The sequence below is a fragment of the Gordonia aurantiaca genome (genome assembly GCF_039939235.1).
In the GTDB taxonomy this organism is placed as follows: Bacteria; Actinomycetota; Actinomycetes; order Mycobacteriales; family Mycobacteriaceae; genus Gordonia.
Genome location: NZ_JBDUUF010000001.1, coordinates 284,446 through 303,670 on the forward strand (window position 1 = coordinate 284,446; position 19,225 = coordinate 303,670).

A 19,225-nucleotide genomic window follows, 5' to 3' on the forward strand; every position below is an offset into this window, starting at 1 on the left:
GGGTCACCATGTTCGATCGCAACGACCTCTACATCGGCGGGCAGTGGATCCCGCCGGTGGACGGCGGCTCCGTCGACGTCATCGAGGCTGCCACAGAGAAGGTGCTGGGCCGCAGCGCGCTGGCGGGTCCCGCGGACATCGACGTCGCGGTCGCGGCCGCGCGCGATGCGTTGGGTGGTCCGTGGGCGTCGATGAGCCGGGCCGAACGCGCCGATCTGCTGGACCGGTTCGCCGCCGCCATGGCCGCGCGCGCCAAGGAGACCGCCGAACTGGTCAGCCGCGAGAACGGCATGCCGATCACCCTGGCGAAGCCGACCAACGGCTACGGCCCGTCGGCGATGCTGAAGTACTACGCCGGCCTGATCCGTGCGGGGCAGGACGAGGAGGTGCGGCCCGGCGCGCTCGGCGGCCGCACCGTCGTCCGCGGTGAACCCGTCGGCGTCGTCGCGGCGATCACCCCGTGGAACTACCCGCAGCCGCTCGCCGCGATGAAGATCGCACCGGCCCTGGCCGCCGGGTGCACGGTCGTCCTCAAGCCCGCGCCCGAAACCGCGTTGGACGCGTTCGTCTTCGCCGACGCCGCGCAGGAGGCGGGCATCCCGGCCGGTGTCCTCAACGTTGTGCCCGCCGACCGTGACGCCGGCGCCCACCTCGTCGCGCACCCCGGCGTCGACAAGGTAGCGTTCACCGGTTCGACCGCGGCCGGACGCGCTATCGGCGAGGTCTGCGGACATCTCCTGCGCCCGGTCACCCTAGAGCTCGGCGGCAAGTCGGCGGCCATCGTCGCCGAGGACGCCGACCTGAGGGTCTTCGCCGATCACCTCCTCGAGGTGTCGCTGGTCAATAACGGCCAGACCTGCCACGCCAGCACCCGCATCCTGGCGCCGCGGTCGCGGTATGCCGAGGTCGTCGAGGCGGTCACCGAGACCGTCCGCGCCCTGCGCGTCGGCGATCCGCTTGACAAGGCCACTGCCATCGGGCCGCTGGTCTCCGCTGCCCAGCGCGACCGCGTCCTCGGCCACATCGAGGCCGGCCGCGCCGACGGTTACCAGATCACCACGGGCGGAGGGACTCCCGCCGACCTGCCGCAGGGCTGGTTCGTCGAGCCGACGGTGTTCGCCGGCGTCGACAACTCCGCGTCCATCTCCCAGGAGGAGATCTTCGGCCCGGTGCTCACCATCACCGAGTACACCGACACCGACGACGCGGTGGCCATCGCCAACGACTCGAAGTACGGGCTCGGTGGCACCGTGTGGACCACCGACGAGGAGCGCGGGCTCGCACTCGCCCGGCGGATCCACACCGGCACGGTCGGCGTGAACCACTACGCGCTGGACCTCACCGCCCCGTTCGGCGGCGTCAAGGCCTCCGGCCTCGGCCGCGAGCTGGGCCCTGAGGGCCTCGCGCCGTACCTCGCCCTCAAGTCCGTCTACTTCGCCACCCGCTGATCGCGTCACAGAGAGAAGGTCTGCGGCAACAGCTTTCGTTCGACAGGAGTGACATGAAGACTCTGCCCCTCACCGACGTACGGGTCGTCGACGTGACCGACGGTCTCGGCGAGTCGTGTGGACGCTTCCTCGCCGACCTCGGCGCCGAGGTCGTGCGTGTCGAACGGCCGGGCGGTTCGGCGTCGCGGCAGGCCGCGCCGGTCGAGGCCGGGGTGAGCATCCCGTACGCGTTGAACAACGCGAACAAACGGCTCGTCACCCTGGACCTCGACGCCGACTCGGAAAGGGCGACGTTCATCGAACTCGTTTCCGGCGCGGACATTCTCGTCGAGCACACCCTCCGCCGGCGGCAGCCGGGGCAAGGTGTGACCCCGGCCGAGCTCGTCGGCGCCCGGCCCGGACTCGTCGCGGTCTCGATCAGCGACTTCGGCCTGACCGGACCCTACAGGGACTGGGCGGCGACCGAATCGGTCATCTATGCGATGAGCGGTGTGCTGTCGCGGTCGGGTGAACCGGGTCGCGAGCCGCTGCTGCCGCCGGCCGGTCTCGTCGAACAGGCGATCGGTGTGCACGCCGCGTGGTCGGCGTTGCTCGCCTACTACGACCGCCTGCGCACCGGAAACGGTCAGCTCGTGGACATCTCGGCCTTAGAGGCGGTCGTCCACGGCTTCGACCCCGGCTTCGGCGTCCAGGGCTCGGCGGCGGCCGGCCGTCGCGACGACTTCCCGCGGGGCCGCCCCGATGCCGCCAACTTCTACCCGGTGCTGCGCTGCGCGGACGGTCAGGTGCGGATCTGCCTGCTGGCCAAACGGCAGTGGCGCGCGATGTTCGCCTGGCTGGGGGAGCCCGAGGAGTTCGCCGACCCCGTGTACGACACCATCCCGGGCCGCTTCGCCGCCGCCGATCGCCTGCACCCGCTGATCGAGGAGCTGTTCGCCGACCGCACCCGCGACGAACTGGTCGCCGAAGGCGCCGCGCGTGGCATCCCGATCGGCGGCGTCCTGCGCCCCTCCGAGGTCCTCACCAATGACCACTTCGCCCTCTCCGGGACGCTCGTCGACGCCGAGCTCGCCCCGGGCGTGACCGCGCGCATCCCGTCGGGCTACGTCAAGGTCGACGGCGAGCGGGCGGGGTTCCGCCACCGTCTGGTCACCGAACTCGACGGCCCGGCAGACTGGTCGGACGCGCGTCGGGTACCGGCCGGCGGCGACGGTGCGCCCGGCACCCACCCGTTCACCGGGCTGCGGGTGCTCGACCTCGGTGTCGTCGTGTTCGGCGCGGAACTAGGCCGCCAGTTCGCCGACCACGGCGCCGACGTGATCAAGGTCGAGAACCGGGACTTCCCGGACGGCCTGCGGCAGTCGAAGCGACCGAACTCGCTGGCCCCCTCGGTCGCGTGGGGCCATCGCAATCGCCGGTCGCTCGGCATCAACCTGCGCACCGACGAGGGACGCAAGTTGTTCCGGCGGCTGGCCGCCGAGGCCGACGTGGTGCTCGCCAACTTCAAGCCGGGAACCCTGGAGTCGATGGGCATCGGCTACGACGAGCTCAGCAAGATCAACCCGGGCATCATCGTCTCCGACGGCAGCGCGTTCGGCAGTGTCGGGCCGTGGAACACCCGGCTCGGCTACGGCCCGCTGGTGCGCGCCGCGACGGGTGTGTCGGCGCTGTGGCGCTACGATGCCACCGACACCGGTCTCAGCGACGGCTCCACCGTCTACCCGGACCACATCGGTGGACAGGTCGCCGCGGTCGCGGTCCTGGCCGCCCTGATCGCCCGGTACTCGAACGGCACGGGGGCGTCGATCGAGGTTGCGCAGGCCGACACCGCGCTGGTCGCTCTCGGCGGACAGTTGGTCCGCGAGTCGCTGAACCCCGGCTCGGTGGTCGCGACCGGCAACACCGACCCCTTCGCCGCTCCCTCAGGCGTGTTTGCATGCGCCGGGGACGACGAATGGTGCGCCGTGACGGTCCGCGACGACCGCGAGTGGGCCAACCTCGCCCGTGTCATCGGCCGCGACGACCTCGCTGCGGACCCGCGTTTCGCGACCACCGCGGACCGCATCGAACACCGCGAAGAGGTCGAGAAGGTGCTCGGCGAGTGGATGGCCGAGCGCACCCCGACCGAGGCGATGACCGCGCTGCAGGAGGCCGGGGTGCCGGCCGGCGCGATGCTCCGCCTGCCTGATCTGCTCAAGGACCCGCACCTGCGTGCCCGTGACGCCTACACGGAACTGGTCCACCCGCTGCTCCCGGGGCCGCTGCCCACCTCGGTGCGTCTCGCGCGGTTCACCGCGATCCCCGACGCCCCGCTGAACCCGGCGCCGCTGCCCGGCGCCGACACCCATGAGATCGCCGTCAACGTGCTGGACCTCACCGAGGCCGAGTACAGGCAGCTCGTCGCCGACGGCGTCCTCCAGCCGCTCGAGGAGAGTGCATCATGATCACCTACGAATGGCGAAATCGACTCGAGGGCGAGGAGCTCGACGAGGTCGTCGAACTCGTCACCCGCGCAGCCGAATACGACAACGAGGCGGGGTTCTCGCACATCGACCCAGCGATGGCCCGCGAGGCCGACGACGACACGCGGCGCATCCGGCATCTGCCCATCAAGGCGCGGCGGGACCTGAGCCCGCTCGAGGACATCCCGCTCGTGACGGTGGCGTACCTGCACCTCGAGGTGGATGCCAACGGACTCGGGACCGTCTCCTACGTGGTCCATCCGGACTACCGGTCGCGCGGCATCACCACGATGCTGGTGGAGGAGATCGGTCTCGACACGGGCGCCGAGGGAGGCTGGGACGACACCGGTGCGAAGGCATTGCGGTGCTGGGCGTATTCGACCCATCCGGCTTCGGGGCGTTTGACACGGCGGTTCGGGGTCCCCGCGGTGAGCAGGCAGTGGACACTCATCCGTCACCTCACCGGACCGTTCGCGTTGCCACTCGACACCCCGGAGGTCCCGTCGGGGGTCTCCCTCGGCACACCCCGTGAACTCCTCGCCGACGACCCCGTGCTCGACAAGGTCCTCGGCTCCGCCGATCTCGCTGCGCGACACCATGATCGGATCGCATCCGACCTCCGGCACGGCAGCGGCCTGGTCGTCGACGCCACCGGAGCCGACGGCGACGTCCTCGGTTTTGTGTGGTACTCGACCGATCACCGCCAGTACCTGGAGTTGCGCACTGCGCCGGTGAACGCGCTGGTGCTGACCGCGGCCGCCCGGGGCGCCGGCGTCGGTACCGCGCTGCTGACCGCCGCGCTGACCCACCAGCGTGACTCGAACGTCCAATTGTCCACTCTGCGCATCGATCCCGACGACGCTGGCGCGGTCCGGATGTGCCGTCTGCTCGGTTACGAGCAGGAAGACGTGCACTCCTGCTACCAGGTCGGCGAGACCGCGATCCCCTTGCCGGCGTTCCGCTGACGCGAGCACCGACGCGAACCACATGATGTGAGAAGGCCCATGAACTCCACCCGGACCACCGCCGGAACCCTCGACAACCACAAACTGCGTGTCGTCGCGAAAAACGTCGTGGCGGAGGGGGTCGTCTCGCTCGTCCTCGCCGATCCCGACGGGGCCGACCTGCCGGAGTGGACGCCGGGCGCCCATCTCGATCTCGTTCTGGGTGAGGACCTGATCCGCCAGTACTCGCTGTGCGGTGACGTCACCGACCGGTCTCGGTTGCAGGTGGCCGTCCTCCGTGAACCGGGGAGCCGCGGCGGCTCGCGCGCCGTTCATGACGACCTGGCCGTCGGTGACCTGCTCGTGGTCAAGGGGCCGCGCAACAACTTCCCGCTCGTCGAGGCCCCGTCCTACCTGTTCGTCGCGGGCGGTATCGGGATCACCCCGATCAAGGCGATGATCGCCGAGGTCGACGCTTGCGGCGCGGACTGGACCCTGCTGTACGGCGGGCGCACCGCGGCGGGCATGGCGTTCGCCGACGAACTGTCCCAACGGTATCCGGACCGGGTCACGCTGCACCCGCAAGATCGCTACGGCCTGCTCGACCTCGATGCCGCGATCGCCGGCGCCGCACCTGGCACCGCGGTCTACTGCTGCGGTCCCGAGCCGTTGCTGGCTGCGATCGAGGAGAAGTGCTCCTCGCGCAGCGACATCAAAGTGCACCTGGAGCGTTTCTCGCCGAAGGCCGTCGAAGACGGCGCTCCCGCCGAGGGATTCGAGGTCGTCCTCGAGCAGAGCGGCCAGACCCTGACGGTGGGGCCGGACGAGACGGTGCTCGACGTGTTGCTCCGCGAGGGCGTCGACATCGAATTCTCCTGTCGCGAGGGCACATGCGGCACCTGCGAGGTGGCAGTCCTCGACGGCGAAGTCGACCATCGGGATTCAGTCCTCACCGCCGACGAGCAGGCCGCGAACGACTGCATGTTCGTGTGCGTGTCGCGCAGCTGTTCATCGCGGCTGGTGCTGGACCTGTAAACCGTTCTGCTTCCGGAGAGAACCTCCCACCGCTGCCCGAGGTGCGAGAAGCGATGGTGACGAGCCACGAAGGCGTGGTGGGACTGTGGGTCACAGGCCCTTCGTGGCTCGTCGGGCCCGAGCCTCGTCGAATCTGGGGCATCGGTGGTGTTCACCGGGAATTCAGCCCGCCACAGCCCCTTCCGGCATCACCATATCGTTGTCGCGGATGATGCCGTGCAGGAAGCTGCGCACCATCGTCTCGAAGAGTTGCTTCTGGGTCAGTTCGTTCTTCGCCAGCGCCTCGGCGAGCAGCGGCTGCGAATCGGCCGAGACGTTCGGGAAGATCGCCGATTTCGGGCGTGGCGGACGGGTGGCCTCCATGAGCACCGCGCCGATGGCGAGGGTCTCCATGCCGTCGAGGATGCGGACGTGCAGGTCGATGGGGACGCCGGAGTCCAGCAGGAACCGGGCGGTGTCCTCATAGGTTCGGGTGAACAGGTCTCGTGGCAAGTGTTGCAACAGGATCGGCGCGGCGTTGCGATGGCGCAGGATCGACTGGCGGAAGTTCAGGGCCAGATTCACGAAGTACTCGGGCCAGTCCGGTCCCGGCTTCATCCGCGGCCGGCGGACCGCGGCACCGGCGATGTGGCGGGCGACCTCGGTGAGGATCTCGTTCTTGTCGTCGAAGTGGTGGTACAGCGACGGCGCGCGGACGCCGAGGTGCTTGGCCAGGCGCGGCAGGCTGAACGCATCGAGTCCTTCGGAGTCGATGATCTCGATCGACGCCATCACTGCGGCGTCACGACTGATCAGCGGTTTGGGTGGCCGTGCCATTGTTCACCTCGTTGCCTGTGTCATCCCCCGGGAGGTGCGCAGACGCGCACCACCTGACCTAACCACACTAGTTTCCGTCGGCATCGCCCGTCCACGGGCTGCAAGGAGAGTCACTGTCATTCGATGCGGCGCTCCGCGTAGGCGCGGAGGTCCGCCACCTGGTCCGGATCCAGCGACGGACGCACCCGGCCGCGGGCCTCGGCGACGTCGTCGGCGGTCACGGCAGCGGCGTTGATGTCGCGTCGCATCGCCGAGAGCGCGGCCTCGCGCAGGAGCGCCGAACAGTCCGCCGCGGAGTACCCCTCCAGATCGGCGGCGAGTTCGTCGAGGTCGACCCCGTCGAGCGGCACGTCACGCCCGCTGGCACGCAGGATGTCGGCGCGCGCGGCCGCGTCCGGCGGTGGCACGAAGACGAGGCGCTCCAACCGGCCGGGACGCAGCAGTGCGGGGTCGATGAGGTCGGGTCGGTTGGTGGCCCCGAGGACCACGACGTCCTGCAGCGGTTCGACGCCGTCGAGCTCGGTGAGCAGCGCGGCGACCACCCGGTCGGCGACACCGGAGTCGGTGGACTGCCCGCGGCGCGGGGCGAGGGCGTCGACCTCGTCGAGGAAGATCAGCGACGGTGCGGACTCCCGCGCGCGGGCGAACAGGTCGCGCACCGCCTTCTCCGACGAACCCACCCATTTGTCCATCAGCTCGGCGCCCTTGACCGTGTGCACCGAGAGCTGTCCGGACGCGGCGAGCGCGCGGACGACGAACGTCTTGCCGCAGCCGGGCGGGCCGAAGAGCAGCACGCCGCGGGGTGGGTCGACGCCGAGCCGGGCGAAGGTGTCGGGATGCTGCAGCGGCCACAGCACCGCCTCGGTCAGCGCCTGCTTGGTCTCGACCATGTCGCCGACGTCGGCGAGGGTGATGGAACCCAGCGCTATCTCCGGCGAATCGGAGCGCGACACCGGTCGGATGACCTCGAGGGCACCCACGAGGTCCTCGGTGCGCAGCACCGGCTCCGCCTTGGCGGTACTGGCTCGGGTCGCCGCGCGCAGCGCGGCCTCGCGGGCGAGGGCGGCGAGGTCGCCGGCGACGAAGCCGGGGGTACGGGCGGCCACCGAGTCCAGGTCGAGGTCGCCTTCGGTGGGCACCGACGAGAGGATCGCCGACAGCAACCGGGCGCGGGTCGCGGCGTCGGGCAGGCCGAGGACGAGCTCGCGGTCGCACAGCGAGGGGTCGCGCAGCCGGGAGTCGAGGCGCGCGGGTTCGGCGGTGGTGGCGATGAGGGCGATGCGGCCGTCGGAGATCCCCGACCGCAGTTCGTCGAGGATGAGCGTCGCCACCGGCTCGGGTTCGGCGGGCAGCAGGGCGTCGATGTCGGTGACGAGCAGGACCCCACCGGTCGCGCGTGCCCGGCCCACCGCGTCGGCGACGGTGCGCAACCGGGTCGACGCCTCGGTGGCCCCGGTCGTCGGGCCGTCCACGGTGATCAGATTTCGTTTGGCACACACCGAGCGGACGAGTGTCGCCTTCCCGCCGCCGGCCGGCCCGGTCACCAGGACGCCCAGGCGCGGCGCCGCGCCGAGGGCGCGCAGTACGTCGGGTTCGTCGAGGGTGATCGACAGCCACTCGGTGAGTTTGGTGATCTGCGAGTCGACGCCCACCAGCTCGGACACCGGCCGGACCGGGACGTCCTCCTCGGACGGAACCACCGCGGACACGGCACCGGGGGCGGCCGCCGGGTTCGACGAGCCGGTCAGCGTCGGCGACGCGTCGGGGACGAGGCCGACCGCGCCCGGGGGCGTCGGCGCGTGCGCGCTCACGCGGTCGCCGAGCGGGGGCACGACACCCGCGGACGTCGACCACAGCACCGCGGTGTTGGTCTGGACGCTCACCGGGGAGACCGGGTCGGTGGCGGTGACCGTCAGCAGTTCGGTGGTCCAGGTGATGCCCACCGACCGCGCCAGGGCCCGGGTGGCATCGGTCGCGGCGAGCTCGGGTCCGAGGTCCCGCGGCAGCAGCGACACCGCGTCGCCGACCGAGAGCACCTTGCCGAGCAGCGCGCGACGCAGGGTCGACTCGGTGATGGACTGACTGGCGAGCACCGAGCCGCTCACGACGACGCGGGTCGCGCCGTGCACCGCGACCGGGGCGAGGACGACCGAGGCGTTCTCCTTCACACCGGCGTTGGAGAAGAGGATCTCGTCGAGCAGTGCGACACCGGTCGGCGCGGACGGGTCGGTCGCCGCGACGACCGCGGCGGTCACCCGTGCTCCGGTGATCGAGACCGCGTCCCACTCCCGCAGCGACAGGGCGGTGAGCACCTCTGGATGCACCCGGACGATCCCACGGCGCGCTTCTGCCGCCGAGTTGTTGAGGCGAGCGGTCAGGGTCAACGACACCGGGCTGCTCATCAGGCCTCGCTTTCGGTCGCTGTGTCGGGGTCGGCCCCGCCGCTCTTCACATCGGGGGTGTCCGCGGCGGAGGTGGTGGTCTCTGGTGTGGTCCCGGCGTCGGCGGTCTGCGCGGAATCGGCATCCGACCTGCCGGTGGGCCGGTTGAGACCGAGGCGGCGCTCGGACTTCAGGACGGGGAGCCGACGCCGGCCCGGCGCGGTCCGCGACATCGCGCGACGCTGCGCGCGACGCTCGGCGGGCTTGTCGTCCCAGTACTCGGGCCGCGATGCCACCCAGCGGCGGGAGCGCCAGGCGAATGGGATGTGGATCGCGTAGCCGATGATCGCGATCATCATCAGGACGTACGGGTAGGTGAGCAGCAGCGCCGCGGCCACGGCGACGCCGATCAGCAGGCCGGCGATCGCGCGCGGCGGGATCGACGCGGCCTTCAGCGATGCGGTCGGGACCCGGCTGACCGCGAGGAACGCGACGAGGACCAGCCAGCCGCCGACCGCGGGCAACGATGTCCACCAGCCCTCGCCGAACTGCTGGGCCAGTCCGATCGGCAGCAGCGCGCCGATCGCGGCCGCGGGGGCCGGGACACCGACGAAGAAGTCCCGGGTGTAGCCGGGCGCCTCGTCGTCGTCGAGCAGGGTGTTGAACCGGGCGAGGCGCAGGACGATCGCACAGCAGTAGACCAGCGCGAGGGCCCACCCGAGGTCCTGGCCGTCGAGCAGATGGAAGTAGACGATCATCGCCGGCACCACGCCGAAGTTGATCGCGTCGGCGAGCGAGTCGATCTCCGCGCCGATCTTGCTGGTCGCGCCCATCAGGCGGGCCACCCGCCCGTCGATGCCGTCGAGTAGCGCGGCCGCAACGAGCAGACCCATCGCGGCATCGATGTCGCCGGTGGTCGCCGCGCGCATCGCGGTGAGACCAGCACAGATCGCCAGGATCGTCAGCGACGATGGGATGACGATGCGGCCCGCCTGGGCCTGGCGTCGCAGGCGCTTGCGTTCCGGCTCCCGCCGGGCCGGCGTGGTGTGGGTCTGCTGGACCTGGCGTCGCGCCGACCGCGCGGTGGGGACCCGCGTGGTCTTGCGTGACCTCTTGTGCGGGTTCGAGGTGCGCGGGCCACCGGTGCCCGACCTGCGCGGACCGTCGGGAGAGTTGGCTGCTGTGGGAGTCACGTCGCGGGCCGGGTCTAGAGGTCCAGGTAGGCGAAGGGCGTCTCGCCGCCGACGGCGCGCTGGCCGACCGCCACCCGCGGACGGGTGCCCGCCGGGAAGTAGACGTCGACGCGGGAACCGAAGCGGATCAGGCCGTAGGTGTCGCCGATGCGCAGGGTGTCACCGACCTTCGCGTTGCACACGATGCGCCGGGCGACGAGGCCCGCGATCTGCACGACCGCCAGTTCCGGCCCCGGCTCGCCGCCGGCGGCCGAGGTGCGGAGGGTCATCGTGGTCCGCTCGTTGTCGCGGCTGGCCTCGGGCAGATCCGCGGACAGGAAGGCTCCCGGCGTGTGGGTCACCGCGGTGACCGTACCGCTCACGGGTACGCGCTGCACGTGGACGTCGAAGATCGACAGGAACGTCGATACGCGGGGGAGCGGCTCGGTGCCCAGCCCGGATTCGGCGGGTGGGACCGCCTCGTCGACCAGGGCGATCGTGCCGTCGGCCGGAGCGACGACGACGCCCGGTTCGGTCGGCGGGACCCGCGACGGATGTCGGAAGAAGGCGGCACACGCACCGGCGGTCAGGGCCGCGGGACGGGCGATCCAGCGGTGCCGGCGCCCGAGCAGCGCGACGGCCGCCGGTGCGGCGACGAACGGGATACCGGCCGGGTGGATCGGGGGGATGGTCTCGCGGGCCAGGTCGAGGAAATGGGCGACACGACCGGTGTCGCCGGGGTCGTCCGGACGCGGACGTCTGGCCACGGTCTACCTCCTACGGTTGCCCGCTGCGGGCGTTCGGTGATGATCGCGCATCCTCGCGGATGCGGCACGCGTCCAGCTTAGAGCTCAGCGGAGGACGAGCACGTCCACCGGCGATCCGGCGGGCAGCCCGTCGACGTCGGCGGGCACGTCGATGAGGGCGTCCGCCTCGGCGAGATACCGCAGGTGATGCGAGGCAGGCGGTCCGATCGGGTCGACGACGACGCCGGCGGGGGAGTCCGTCGAACGCAAGACGCCGCGGAGGAACTGTCGCTTGCCCCTGGGCGAGCGGATGTCGGAACCCAGCCGCGCGGTCACCCGCCGGCGGTCCGGGTCCAGGCCCATCGCGGCACGCAGCGCGGGCCGGACGAACATCTCGAACGACACCAGCGCGCTGACCGGGTTGCCCGGCAGGGTGATGATCGGAACGTCGCGGTAGTGTCCGCAACCCTGCGGCATACCCGGCTGCATCGCCACCTTCACGAACTCGACCGCACCCGTTGCCGACAGGGCCTCCTTGACGACCTCGAAGGCGCCTGCACTGACCCCGCCGGAGGTGATGATCAGGTCCGCGGCGCCGGCGACCTCGTCGAGGCGGGCGAGGAATCCGGCGGTGTCGTCGGGCACGAAGTGCACGTGGCGCGCGCTCGCCCCGGCCTCGGTGGCGGCGGCGGTGAGCATCACGCCGTTTGACTCGTAGATCTGCCCGTGCCGCAACGGTTTCCCGGGTTCGACGAGCTCCGATCCGGTGGACAGGACGACGACCCGTAGTCGCTCGCCGACGGTCACCTCGGCGATGCCGAGGGCGGCGAGCAGGCCGATCTGGGGTGCGCCGATCACGGCTCCCGCGGGCAGCGCCCGCGTACCCGCCGCGATGTCGGAGCCGGCGCGCCGGATGTGCTTGCCGACCTCGACCGGGGCGGTGAACGTGACCTGCGCGGCGGCCGCACCCGAGCCGGCCGTCGCGTCGGTCAGTTCGACGGGCACCACCGCGTCCGCGCCGGCGGGCAGCGGAGCGCCGGTCATGATCCGGTGGGTGGTGCCCGGGCGCAGGGTCAGCGCGTCGGTGCGTCCGGCCGGGATGTCCTCGGCGACCGGCAGCGTCACGGGGTTCTCGGGAGTCGCGGAGGCGAGATCGGTCGCGACGACCGCGAATCCGTCCATACCCGAGTTGTCGAAGCCCGGCAGCGACAGCGGCGCCTCGACATCGGCCAGGGTGGCCAGTCCGAGGGCCTCGGACACCGGTAGACGGACGGGACGTGGGGCGTCGAACAGTGACGCGACGACGGCCTGATGCTCTGCGACGGTACGCATGCGCTCAGCATGCCAGGTGCGATCGGCGGCGCCGGAGGCTCCCCGGGAGGGGTCGAGCGGGCACGCCTGAGATGAGCCGGGTGCGGTATGCCAGTCCTGCGTCGGCCGGGTGCGCGGACTACATTCATGCCATGGGATTGGGTCTGTTGCTGGACATCGACGGGGTGATGGTCACCTCGTGGAAGGCTCTGCCCGGTGCGGTGGAGGCCGTCTCCCGACTCGCAGACCGCGGCTACCCGCGGATGTTCTTGACCAACACCACCTCCCGCTCACGCAACGAGATCGCGGAGTTGCTCGCCGCCTGTGGTTTCGAGGTCGCCCCGGAGGAGATCCTGACCGCGGCGAAGCTCACCGCGGAGTACGTCGGGAGGCACTACCCGGGCAAGCGGGTGTGGGTGCTCAACCAGGGCAGGATCGCCGAGGACATGACCGGTTGCGAACTGACCGAGGACCCGGCCGAGGCGGAGGTGGTGGTGCTCGGCGGCGCCGGTCCGGTGTTCACGCATGCCGCGCTGTCGAAGGTGTTGGAGATGCTGCTCGACGGCATCCCGGTGATCGCCATGCACCGGTCGATGACCTGGTCGACGTCCGAGGGTCTCTCGATCGACACCGGCGTCTACCTCGAGGGCCTCGAGAAGGCGTCGGGCTGCAAGATCAAGGCGATCGGCAAGCCGTCGCCGCTCGGTTTCCGGGCCGCCACCGACCTGCTCGGGCTCGAACCGCATCAGGTGGTGATGGTCGGCGACGACATGCACAACGACGTTCTCGGCGCCCAGGCGTCGGCGCTCATCGGTGTGCTCGTGCGCACCGGCAAGTTTCGTGAGGAGGCGCTGCGGGCGCTGCAGCGCGACGAGTTCGGGCCGTACCCGGACCACGTCATCGATTCCGTCGCCGACCTCCCCGAGCTGATGGAGAAGATCAGCGGGGTCTGACGGGGGAGGGTCGGCGTCGGGATCGTGGGCGCCGGTCCGGATCTCAGACGCGGTCGAGCTGATTCTCGGCCGCGCGCTTGATCTTTCCGAGGGTCTCGGCCATGCCGAGCTTGAGTTCGGCCTCGAAGGACTCCGTGCCGCCGAGCACCTTGTCGACGAGAACCGACGACACCTTGGTGGTCGAGCCGTTGACCTCGCGACGCTCGGTCAGGGTGACGCCCGAGTCCTTCGGGGTGATCGAGTAGCTCCACACCGTGTGGTTCTCGGTGACGCGGAAGGCGATCTCGCGATTCGGCTCGAACCGGACGACCTTGGCGGTGGTCGGCCACACGAGCGGACCCCGGCGGTTGATGTTGATGGTCTTGGTCCCCAACCCGACGGTGCCGCCGCGGACGATCATCTTCTTGCACTGCGGGCTCCACTCGCCCATGCGCTTGAGATCGGAGATCACCAACCACACCTGTTCCGGGGTGGCGTCGATGTCGATGGACTCTTCGATGAGTGCTGCGGTCATGCCCGTCACAGTATGGGCTTGTTGGCGCACCGTCAATAGCTTGTTGGCGGTCCGTCAACAAGGCGTGGTCGCCCAGGTGAGGGAGCGCGGAAAATCGCTCAGACCAGCAGCGTCATGCCGATGACGGCGCCGACGCCGACGAACACGGCGGCGGTGATCCAGCCCGCGGGGTGCTCGTCGTTCTCCAGCAGGAGCGTGCCCAGCTTCCCGGGGGTCAGCCAGTCGATGAGGACGAACGACCACATCATCACCGCGATCGCCAGGACGACATAGGCGACGGTGTGGAGGATGGCTCGCCACAGGACGAGCAGCTCGGTGTCGATGACCGAGCAGACCAACACGATCGACAGGCCGATGACCATCGACGTCGTGAGGATGACCGCGTTGCGGTTGTGCTCGATCCACACCAGGTCGCGCAGCTTGCCCGGGGTCACCAGGTCGAGTGCCACGAACCCGATCACGAGCAGGGCGATGCCGACCAGGCTGAAAGACGCCCCCGCGGCCAGGTTGTCACGCAGCAGTTCCATCCGAATCCCTCTCGCTCGCCGACGTCGTCGGTGAGAACAGTATCGGCACCGCGGGTGCAGAGGTGGGAGGAGCGGGGAGCTCATTCCGACACGCGCCTCGTCGCGGCTCTCGGCTGATCGGCGAACGGGGACGGGTACCCGTCGCCCCTTGGCGTGGAGATGGCAGCGATGCGGAACAGCAGCGGCGCGGAATGGCAGCGGTGCGGAATGGCAGCGGTGCGGAATGGCAGCGGTGCGGAATGGCAGCGGTATGAAAACGCAGCGAGCCACGAGGGCCCGGTGGCGGATGCTCATCGGACCCTCGTGGCTCGTCGCTGTCGCTCCTCGCGTCTCGGCCGACGCGGGAGGCGGAACCACCGTCAGCCGACGGTGATCATCTCGTAATCGCCGAGGTTCTCCGCCAGCTTGGTGACGTGGGCGTCGGCGTCGCCGAGGGTGTGGCTGATCGACGTCAGCCGGCTCACGTAGTGGGCGATCGGGTACTCGGCGGTCATGCCGATGCCGCCGTGCATCTGGATGGCCTCCTGACCGATGTGGCGTGCCGAGCGGCAGGTCTGCAGCTTGACCCGCGACGCGATGGTCGGGTCGGCGATCCCGTCGGCGAGCGCCGAGATCGCGTACAGGTTGAGGCTGCGGGCCAGCTCGAGCTGGACGTACATGTCGGCCGCCCGATGGGTGAGTGCCTGGAAGGTGGCCAGCGGGACGCCGAACTGCTTGCGCGACTTGAGGTATTCGACTGTCAGCTCGAGGCTGCGCTCCATGATGCCGAGCGCCTCGGCGCACAGCGCGGTCTGGATGCCGACCTCGGCGTCGGCGATGACCTGCGACGCGTCGCCGGAGCCCAGGCGGGTGGCCTGCGCGTCGGTGAAGGTGATCTCGGCCCCGCGGCGACGATCGTGAGTGCGGTACGGGGTGCGGCCGACGCCGGCGGCGTCGGCGTCGATCAGGAACAGGCCGACCTCGTCGCCGACGCGTGCCGAGACGATGAGCTTGTGCGCGCAATCGCCGTGTCCGACAAGCGTCTTGGTGCCGTTGAGGACCCCTTCGGCGGTCGCGGTGGTGGCGACGGCGGCCACCGGCCAGCGGTCGCCGGGCTCGTTGTGCGCGAACGCCATCAGCAGTTCACCGGAGGCGAGACCCTCCCGCAGTTCGGTACGCGTGGCGTCGTCGGCGACGCTCAGCAGCGAGCCGGGCACGAGTACCGAGTCCAGGTACGGCTCGGGGGCCAGTGCGCGACCGAGTTCGGTCATGACGCTGGTGAACTCGACCGGGCCGGCGCCCATGCCGCCCTCGGACTCGGGGAAGGTCAGGCCGAGGATGCCGATCTCGGCGAGCGACTTCCACACCTTCTCGCTCCAGCCGAGATCGGTGTCGGTCACCTTGCGGAGGGTCTCGACGTCGTAGTTCTTGGTGAGGACCTCGCGCACGGTGTCGCGCAGCATCCCCTGCTCTTCGGAAAGCTCGAAATCCATTGTTGTCCTTGCTGTGTGAGGTTTCGGGTGGTCAGCGGGCTCGACAGATCAGGGGATCAGAGGCCGAGGACGGCCTTGTCGATGATCTGGCGCTGGACCTCCGAGGAGCCGCCGTAGATCGAGACCTTGCGGTAGTTGAGGTATTCCGGTGCGGCCAGCTGGGCCCACTCGGGAGCGGAGACCTGCGCGCTGCCGTTCGGGGCGTCGGCGCTGACCTGCGCGACCGGGAGCGAGTCCGGGCCGGCTATGTCGGCGAGGAGTTCCTTGGCGGCCTGCTGCAGCTGGCTGCCCTTGAGCTTCAGCAGCGACGACGCCGGGTTCGGCTTGCCGTCGGCCGACGACGCGGCGACGCGCAGCTGGGTGACCTCGAGGGCCAGCAGCTCGTTCTCGATCTCGGCGAGGCGTGCGGCGAACAGCGGGTCGTCGAGCAGGGTGCCGCGGGCGGTCTTGGTCTGTGCCGCAAGGCGCTTCGCGCGGGCGAGGTTGGTCTTGGTGTAACCGACGCGGGCGATGCCGCTGCGCTCGTTGCCCAGGAGGAACTTGGCCTGGGTCCAGCCGCTGTTCTCCTCGCCCACCATGTTCTCGGCGGGCACCTTGACGTCATTGAAGAAGACCTCGTTGACCTCGTAGCTGCCGTCGATCAGCTGGATCGGGCGCAGCTCGATGCCCGGGGTGTCCATCGGGATCAGGAACATGCTGATGCCGGCCTGCTTCTTGACATCCGGGTTGGTGCGGGCGAGCAGGAAGATCCAGTCGGCGTACTGGCCGAGGGTCGTCCAGGTCTTCTGCCCGTTGATGACGTAGTGGTCACCGTCGCGGACCGCGCGGGTCTTGAGGGAGGCGAGGTCGGAGCCGGCCTCGGGCTCGGAGAACCCCTGGCACCACCAGATGTCGAGGTTGGCGGTCTTGGGGAGGAAGCGCTCCTTCATCTCCTGCGAACCGAACTGCGCGATGACCGGGCCGATCATGCCGGCATTGAACGGCAGCGGCTCGGGAACGAACGCCAGGCTCATCTCCTCGCGGTAGATGTGGAACTGGATCGGCGTCCAGTCCTTGCCGCCCCACTCGACCGGCCAGTTCGGAACGTGCACGCCGTGCTCGTTGAGGATGCGCGCCGAGGTGATGATGTCGTCGGGGTAGTTGAGCTTCCCCTCTTCGTTCCGCTTGCGGAGGTCCTCCGGGACCTTCGCGAAGATGCTGCGCAGTTCCTCGCGGAACGCCTCTTCCTCCGGACTGAACTTCAGGTGCATGGGTTCTTCTACTCCTGTCGAGGGTTGCCGGGTGTTCGGCGACACCATTCGCGGGCGTTGCGACGTGGGGTTTCCCGGCCGACAGCCCGCTGACTAAGCGCTTGCTTAGTGATATGTTGCACTATGCCCCGCCGAGTATGGCCTGTCAATCGGCTGGGCGTGGACCTTTCCGACGTCCACGCAGAGGTCGCCGAGCACGCAGTCGAGGAGGTGAGGTGTGGTCTCGTCAACCGGGACGTCATCGACCGGGATGTCGTCGACCGGGGCATCGTCGACCGGCACGTCTTCGAAGTCCGCGGCGGCACGCCAGCGTCTTCTGACCGCCGCGGTCGAGGCCTTCGCCGCGAAGGGCTTCAACGCCACGACGACCCGCGACATCGCGGGCCGCGCGAACATGAGCTCGGCCGCGGTCTACGTACACTTCCGTTCCAAGGAGGAGCTGCTCTTCGAGCTCTCCGAGGCGGGCACGCGACTCATCATCGACAAGATCGACGAGGTAGACGACCCGTCGGCGTCGCCCGGTGAGCGGCTTCACGCCGTCATCGCCGCGTTCACCGAGCACCACGCGCGCGAGCACGTGGGCGGCCGCGTCGTGAACTACGAGCTGGCCGCGCTCGAACCCGAGCACCTCGAGACGGTGAAGGTGTTGCGACGCGAGATCACCCGGCGCGTACGGGTGATCGTCGACGCGGGGATCGCCAGTGGGGACTTCGACGTCAGCGATTCGCAGGCGACCACCAACGCGATGCTGTCGATGGGCATCGACGTCGCGCGGTGGTACCGGCCGGGAAGGTCGCTGACGCCCGAGGAGATGGGCGAGTTCTATGCCGAGCTCGCCACCCGGATGGTCGGGTTACGGGACCGGGACTAGGTTCGGCCGCTCATCGGTTGGCGGCCGTCGCCGGCTGCCGTGCGGCGCCGGTCGTCACCGCGTCTTCTCTCCGTGACGCCGCGCGGCGCATCGCGACCGCGAGGATCGCCCCGGCCACCGCGACCACGAGCACGTAGGTGGCGTAGCCGACGATCGTGTCGCGGAGTCCGATGTGCGGCACCACGACTCCTGCGATCACCGCGGGCACGCTGAATGCCAGATAGGACGCGACGAACACCGACGAGAAGACCTGACCGCGCTGCGCGGGCGGCGTGGCGGCGGTGATGGTGTCCATCGCGCTGAGGAACGTGGGCGCCCATCCGGACCCGGCCACCACCGATCCGATGACGTAGAGCGGAAGGGACTCGGTGAGCACGCCCGACAGCGAGATCACCACGCCGATGGTCAGCGCCGGGTAACCATATGCCTGTTTGACGCTCGGCGACCGGCCGGTCACCACGAGCGACGCGATCGTCGCGCTGCCGAAGAAGGTGAAGAGGATGACGCCCGCCTCGCCGTGGTTGGCGACCCCGAAGACCTTCGAGACGACCGACGACCCGAGCGAGAGGTAGAGACCGCCCAGCGACCAGGTGGCGATCAGGGTGGGCACCGCGGCGAAGAAGACACGCCGCACCTCGTGCGGGACGCGGGCCTGGGGGGCGATGGTCGCCGCGAGGTGGCGTCGCGAACGGAATCCCTCCGGGTCCCTGGTCTCGGGGACGACGAGGAGGGCGGCCAGCAGCGCGGCGAACAGTCCGAGGATGATCTCGTAGACGAGAACCCTTGGGGCCGGTGCATATTCGACGAGCAGGCCCGCGACTCCGACACCTGCGGCCAGGCCCAGGGCCGGTGCGGCGCCGATGATCGTCGACCCGAGACGCGCGGTGGGCTGCAGATCGACGGTGGTCGCCGTCAGCGTGCCCATCGCGGCGCCGGTGGCCAGGCCCTGCAGGGCACGTGCCGCCAGCAGGGTCCCGACGTCACCGGCCACGACGAACAAGATCATGCTGACGATCAGCAGGGCCAGTGCGACGGCGAGGACGGGGCGGCGGCCGATGTGGTCGGACAGCGACCCGACCGTGAGCAGGCTGAGCAGCATCGTGACCACGTAGACCGCGAAGACCAGGGTCAACGTGAGCGCCGAGAATCCCCAGAGTTCCTGGTAGACGGGGTACAGCGGGGATGGTGCCGCCGAGGCGAACAGCACCATCACATAGGTTGCCGCAATCAGCCAGAACGCACGATGCGGGTGAAGTGGTGCCATGCCTTCTCCTTAACGCAAAAGTCTTTGCATTAAGCATGACGATACGTGCGATGCGACTC

Annotated in this window: 16 protein-coding genes; 6 read left to right on the forward strand and 10 right to left on the reverse strand. The window is 69.9% G+C overall.

Annotated features, from left to right (window positions below):
- Positions 1-8 precede the first annotated feature (8 nt).
- Genes ABFT43_RS01265 through ABFT43_RS01280 form a run of 4 tightly spaced genes read left to right on the forward strand, consistent with a single transcriptional unit; the run spans position 9 to position 5,889 of the window.
- On the forward strand, positions 9-1,448 hold the full coding sequence (locus ABFT43_RS01265) for an aldehyde dehydrogenase (protein ID WP_347958595.1): 1,440 nt from the start codon (positions 9-11) through the stop codon (positions 1,446-1,448).
- A 53-nt stretch (positions 1,449-1,501) separates the two neighbouring features.
- Positions 1,502-3,892, forward strand: coding sequence for a CaiB/BaiF CoA transferase family protein (locus ABFT43_RS01270; RefSeq protein ID WP_347958596.1), 2,391 nt, complete (start codon positions 1,502-1,504; stop codon positions 3,890-3,892).
- Positions 3,889-4,875 carry a GNAT family N-acetyltransferase gene (locus ABFT43_RS01275; RefSeq protein WP_347958597.1) on the forward strand — a complete coding sequence of 329 codons (987 nt, stop codon included), beginning with the start codon at positions 3,889-3,891 and terminating at the stop codon, positions 4,873-4,875. Before ABFT43_RS01270 ends, ABFT43_RS01275 begins: the two co-directional genes overlap by 4 nt.
- Positions 4,876-4,914: 39 nt before the next feature.
- On the forward strand, positions 4,915-5,889 hold the full coding sequence (locus tag ABFT43_RS01280; RefSeq protein WP_347958598.1) for a PDR/VanB family oxidoreductase: 975 nt from the start codon (positions 4,915-4,917) through the stop codon (positions 5,887-5,889).
- Positions 5,890-6,051: 162 nt separating this feature from the next.
- On the opposite strand, the gene ABFT43_RS01285 is transcribed toward ABFT43_RS01280, so the two are convergent.
- The 5 genes from ABFT43_RS01285 to moeA form a co-directional block, all read right to left on the reverse strand.
- Positions 6,052-6,705 (reverse strand): TetR family transcriptional regulator, encoded by a 654-nt coding sequence (locus ABFT43_RS01285; RefSeq protein ID WP_347958599.1) that lies wholly within the window; start codon positions 6,703-6,705, stop codon positions 6,052-6,054.
- A gap of 116 nt (positions 6,706-6,821) precedes the next feature.
- Positions 6,822-9,107, reverse strand: a complete 2,286-nt coding sequence (locus ABFT43_RS01290) for an AAA family ATPase (RefSeq protein ID WP_347958600.1) — start codon at positions 9,105-9,107, stop codon at positions 6,822-6,824.
- A complete protein-coding gene (locus ABFT43_RS01295; protein ID WP_347958601.1) occupies positions 9,107-10,279 on the reverse strand; it encodes a CDP-alcohol phosphatidyltransferase family protein in 1,173 nt (390 codons plus the stop codon). Before ABFT43_RS01295 ends, ABFT43_RS01290 begins: the two co-directional genes overlap by 1 nt.
- A 14-nt stretch (positions 10,280-10,293) precedes the next feature.
- Complete coding sequence (locus tag ABFT43_RS01300; protein WP_347958602.1) at positions 10,294-11,025, reverse strand: phosphatidylserine decarboxylase; 732 nt, start codon at positions 11,023-11,025, stop codon at positions 10,294-10,296.
- An 84-nt stretch (positions 11,026-11,109) separates the two neighbouring features.
- The gene (gene moeA, locus ABFT43_RS01305; protein WP_347958603.1) at positions 11,110-12,336 is read right to left on the reverse strand and encodes a molybdopterin molybdotransferase MoeA; all 1,227 of its coding nucleotides are present in this window, start codon (positions 12,334-12,336) and stop codon (positions 11,110-11,112) included.
- Between the two features lie 131 nt (positions 12,337-12,467).
- Here moeA and ABFT43_RS01310 point away from each other — a divergent pair, with 131 nt between their 5' ends.
- Positions 12,468-13,268 (forward strand): HAD-IIA family hydrolase, encoded by an 801-nt coding sequence (locus ABFT43_RS01310; protein ID WP_347958604.1) that lies wholly within the window; start codon positions 12,468-12,470, stop codon positions 13,266-13,268.
- 43 nt (positions 13,269-13,311) lie between these two features.
- On the opposite strand, the gene ABFT43_RS01315 is transcribed toward ABFT43_RS01310, so the two are convergent.
- The 4 genes from ABFT43_RS01315 to ABFT43_RS01330 form a co-directional block, all read right to left on the reverse strand.
- Complete coding sequence (locus tag ABFT43_RS01315) at positions 13,312-13,782, reverse strand: SRPBCC family protein (RefSeq protein WP_347958605.1); 471 nt, start codon at positions 13,780-13,782, stop codon at positions 13,312-13,314.
- 98 nt (positions 13,783-13,880) lie between these two features.
- Entirely contained in the window at positions 13,881-14,309 is a 429-nt protein-coding gene (locus tag ABFT43_RS01320; RefSeq protein ID WP_347958606.1) for a DUF350 domain-containing protein, read from the reverse strand.
- Between the two features lie 359 nt (positions 14,310-14,668).
- The gene (locus ABFT43_RS01325) at positions 14,669-15,781 is read right to left on the reverse strand and encodes an acyl-CoA dehydrogenase family protein (RefSeq protein ID WP_347958607.1); all 1,113 of its coding nucleotides are present in this window, start codon (positions 15,779-15,781) and stop codon (positions 14,669-14,671) included.
- Positions 15,782-15,837: 56 nt separating this feature from the next.
- Entirely contained in the window at positions 15,838-17,031 is a 1,194-nt protein-coding gene (locus ABFT43_RS01330; RefSeq protein WP_347958608.1) for an acyl-CoA dehydrogenase family protein, read from the reverse strand.
- Between the two features lie 250 nt (positions 17,032-17,281).
- Between ABFT43_RS01330 and ABFT43_RS01335 the strand changes: the two genes are divergently transcribed.
- On the forward strand, positions 17,282-17,902 hold the full coding sequence (locus tag ABFT43_RS01335) for a TetR/AcrR family transcriptional regulator (RefSeq protein ID WP_347959239.1): 621 nt from the start codon (positions 17,282-17,284) through the stop codon (positions 17,900-17,902).
- 10 nt (positions 17,903-17,912) lie between these two features.
- On the opposite strand, the gene ABFT43_RS01340 is transcribed toward ABFT43_RS01335, so the two are convergent.
- On the reverse strand, positions 17,913-19,166 hold the full coding sequence (locus ABFT43_RS01340) for an MFS transporter (RefSeq protein ID WP_347958609.1): 1,254 nt from the start codon (positions 19,164-19,166) through the stop codon (positions 17,913-17,915).
- Positions 19,167-19,225: the final 59 nt, after the last annotated feature.

What these genes read in the sequence shown, in the direction of transcription:
- ABFT43_RS01265 (WP_347958595.1), top strand. Translation starts at nt 9, where the DNA reads ATGTTCGATCGCAACGACCTCTACATCGGCGGGCAGTGGATCCCGCCG.
- ABFT43_RS01270 (WP_347958596.1), top strand. Translation starts at nt 1,502, where the DNA reads ATGAAGACTCTGCCCCTCACCGACGTACGGGTCGTCGACGTGACCGAC.
- ABFT43_RS01275 (WP_347958597.1), top strand. Translation starts at nt 3,889, where the DNA reads ATGATCACCTACGAATGGCGAAATCGACTCGAGGGCGAGGAGCTCGAC.
- ABFT43_RS01280 (WP_347958598.1), top strand. Translation starts at nt 4,915, where the DNA reads ATGAACTCCACCCGGACCACCGCCGGAACCCTCGACAACCACAAACTG.
- ABFT43_RS01285 (WP_347958599.1), bottom strand. Translation starts at nt 6,705, where the DNA reads ATGGCACGGCCACCCAAACCGCTGATCAGTCGTGACGCCGCAGTGATG.
- ABFT43_RS01290 (WP_347958600.1), bottom strand. Translation starts at nt 9,107, where the DNA reads ATGAGCAGCCCGGTGTCGTTGACCCTGACCGCTCGCCTCAACAACTCG.
- moeA (WP_347958603.1), bottom strand. Translation starts at nt 12,336, where the DNA reads ATGCGTACCGTCGCAGAGCATCAGGCCGTCGTCGCGTCACTGTTCGAC.
- ABFT43_RS01310 (WP_347958604.1), top strand. Translation starts at nt 12,468, where the DNA reads ATGGGATTGGGTCTGTTGCTGGACATCGACGGGGTGATGGTCACCTCG.
- ABFT43_RS01315 (WP_347958605.1), bottom strand. Translation starts at nt 13,782, where the DNA reads ATGACCGCAGCACTCATCGAAGAGTCCATCGACATCGACGCCACCCCG.
- ABFT43_RS01320 (WP_347958606.1), bottom strand. Translation starts at nt 14,309, where the DNA reads ATGGAACTGCTGCGTGACAACCTGGCCGCGGGGGCGTCTTTCAGCCTG.
- ABFT43_RS01325 (WP_347958607.1), bottom strand. Translation starts at nt 15,781, where the DNA reads ATGGATTTCGAGCTTTCCGAAGAGCAGGGGATGCTGCGCGACACCGTG.
- ABFT43_RS01330 (WP_347958608.1), bottom strand. Translation starts at nt 17,031, where the DNA reads ATGCACCTGAAGTTCAGTCCGGAGGAAGAGGCGTTCCGCGAGGAACTG.
- ABFT43_RS01335 (WP_347959239.1), top strand. Translation starts at nt 17,282, where the DNA reads ATGTCGTCGACCGGGGCATCGTCGACCGGCACGTCTTCGAAGTCCGCG.
- ABFT43_RS01340 (WP_347958609.1), bottom strand. Translation starts at nt 19,166, where the DNA reads ATGGCACCACTTCACCCGCATCGTGCGTTCTGGCTGATTGCGGCAACC.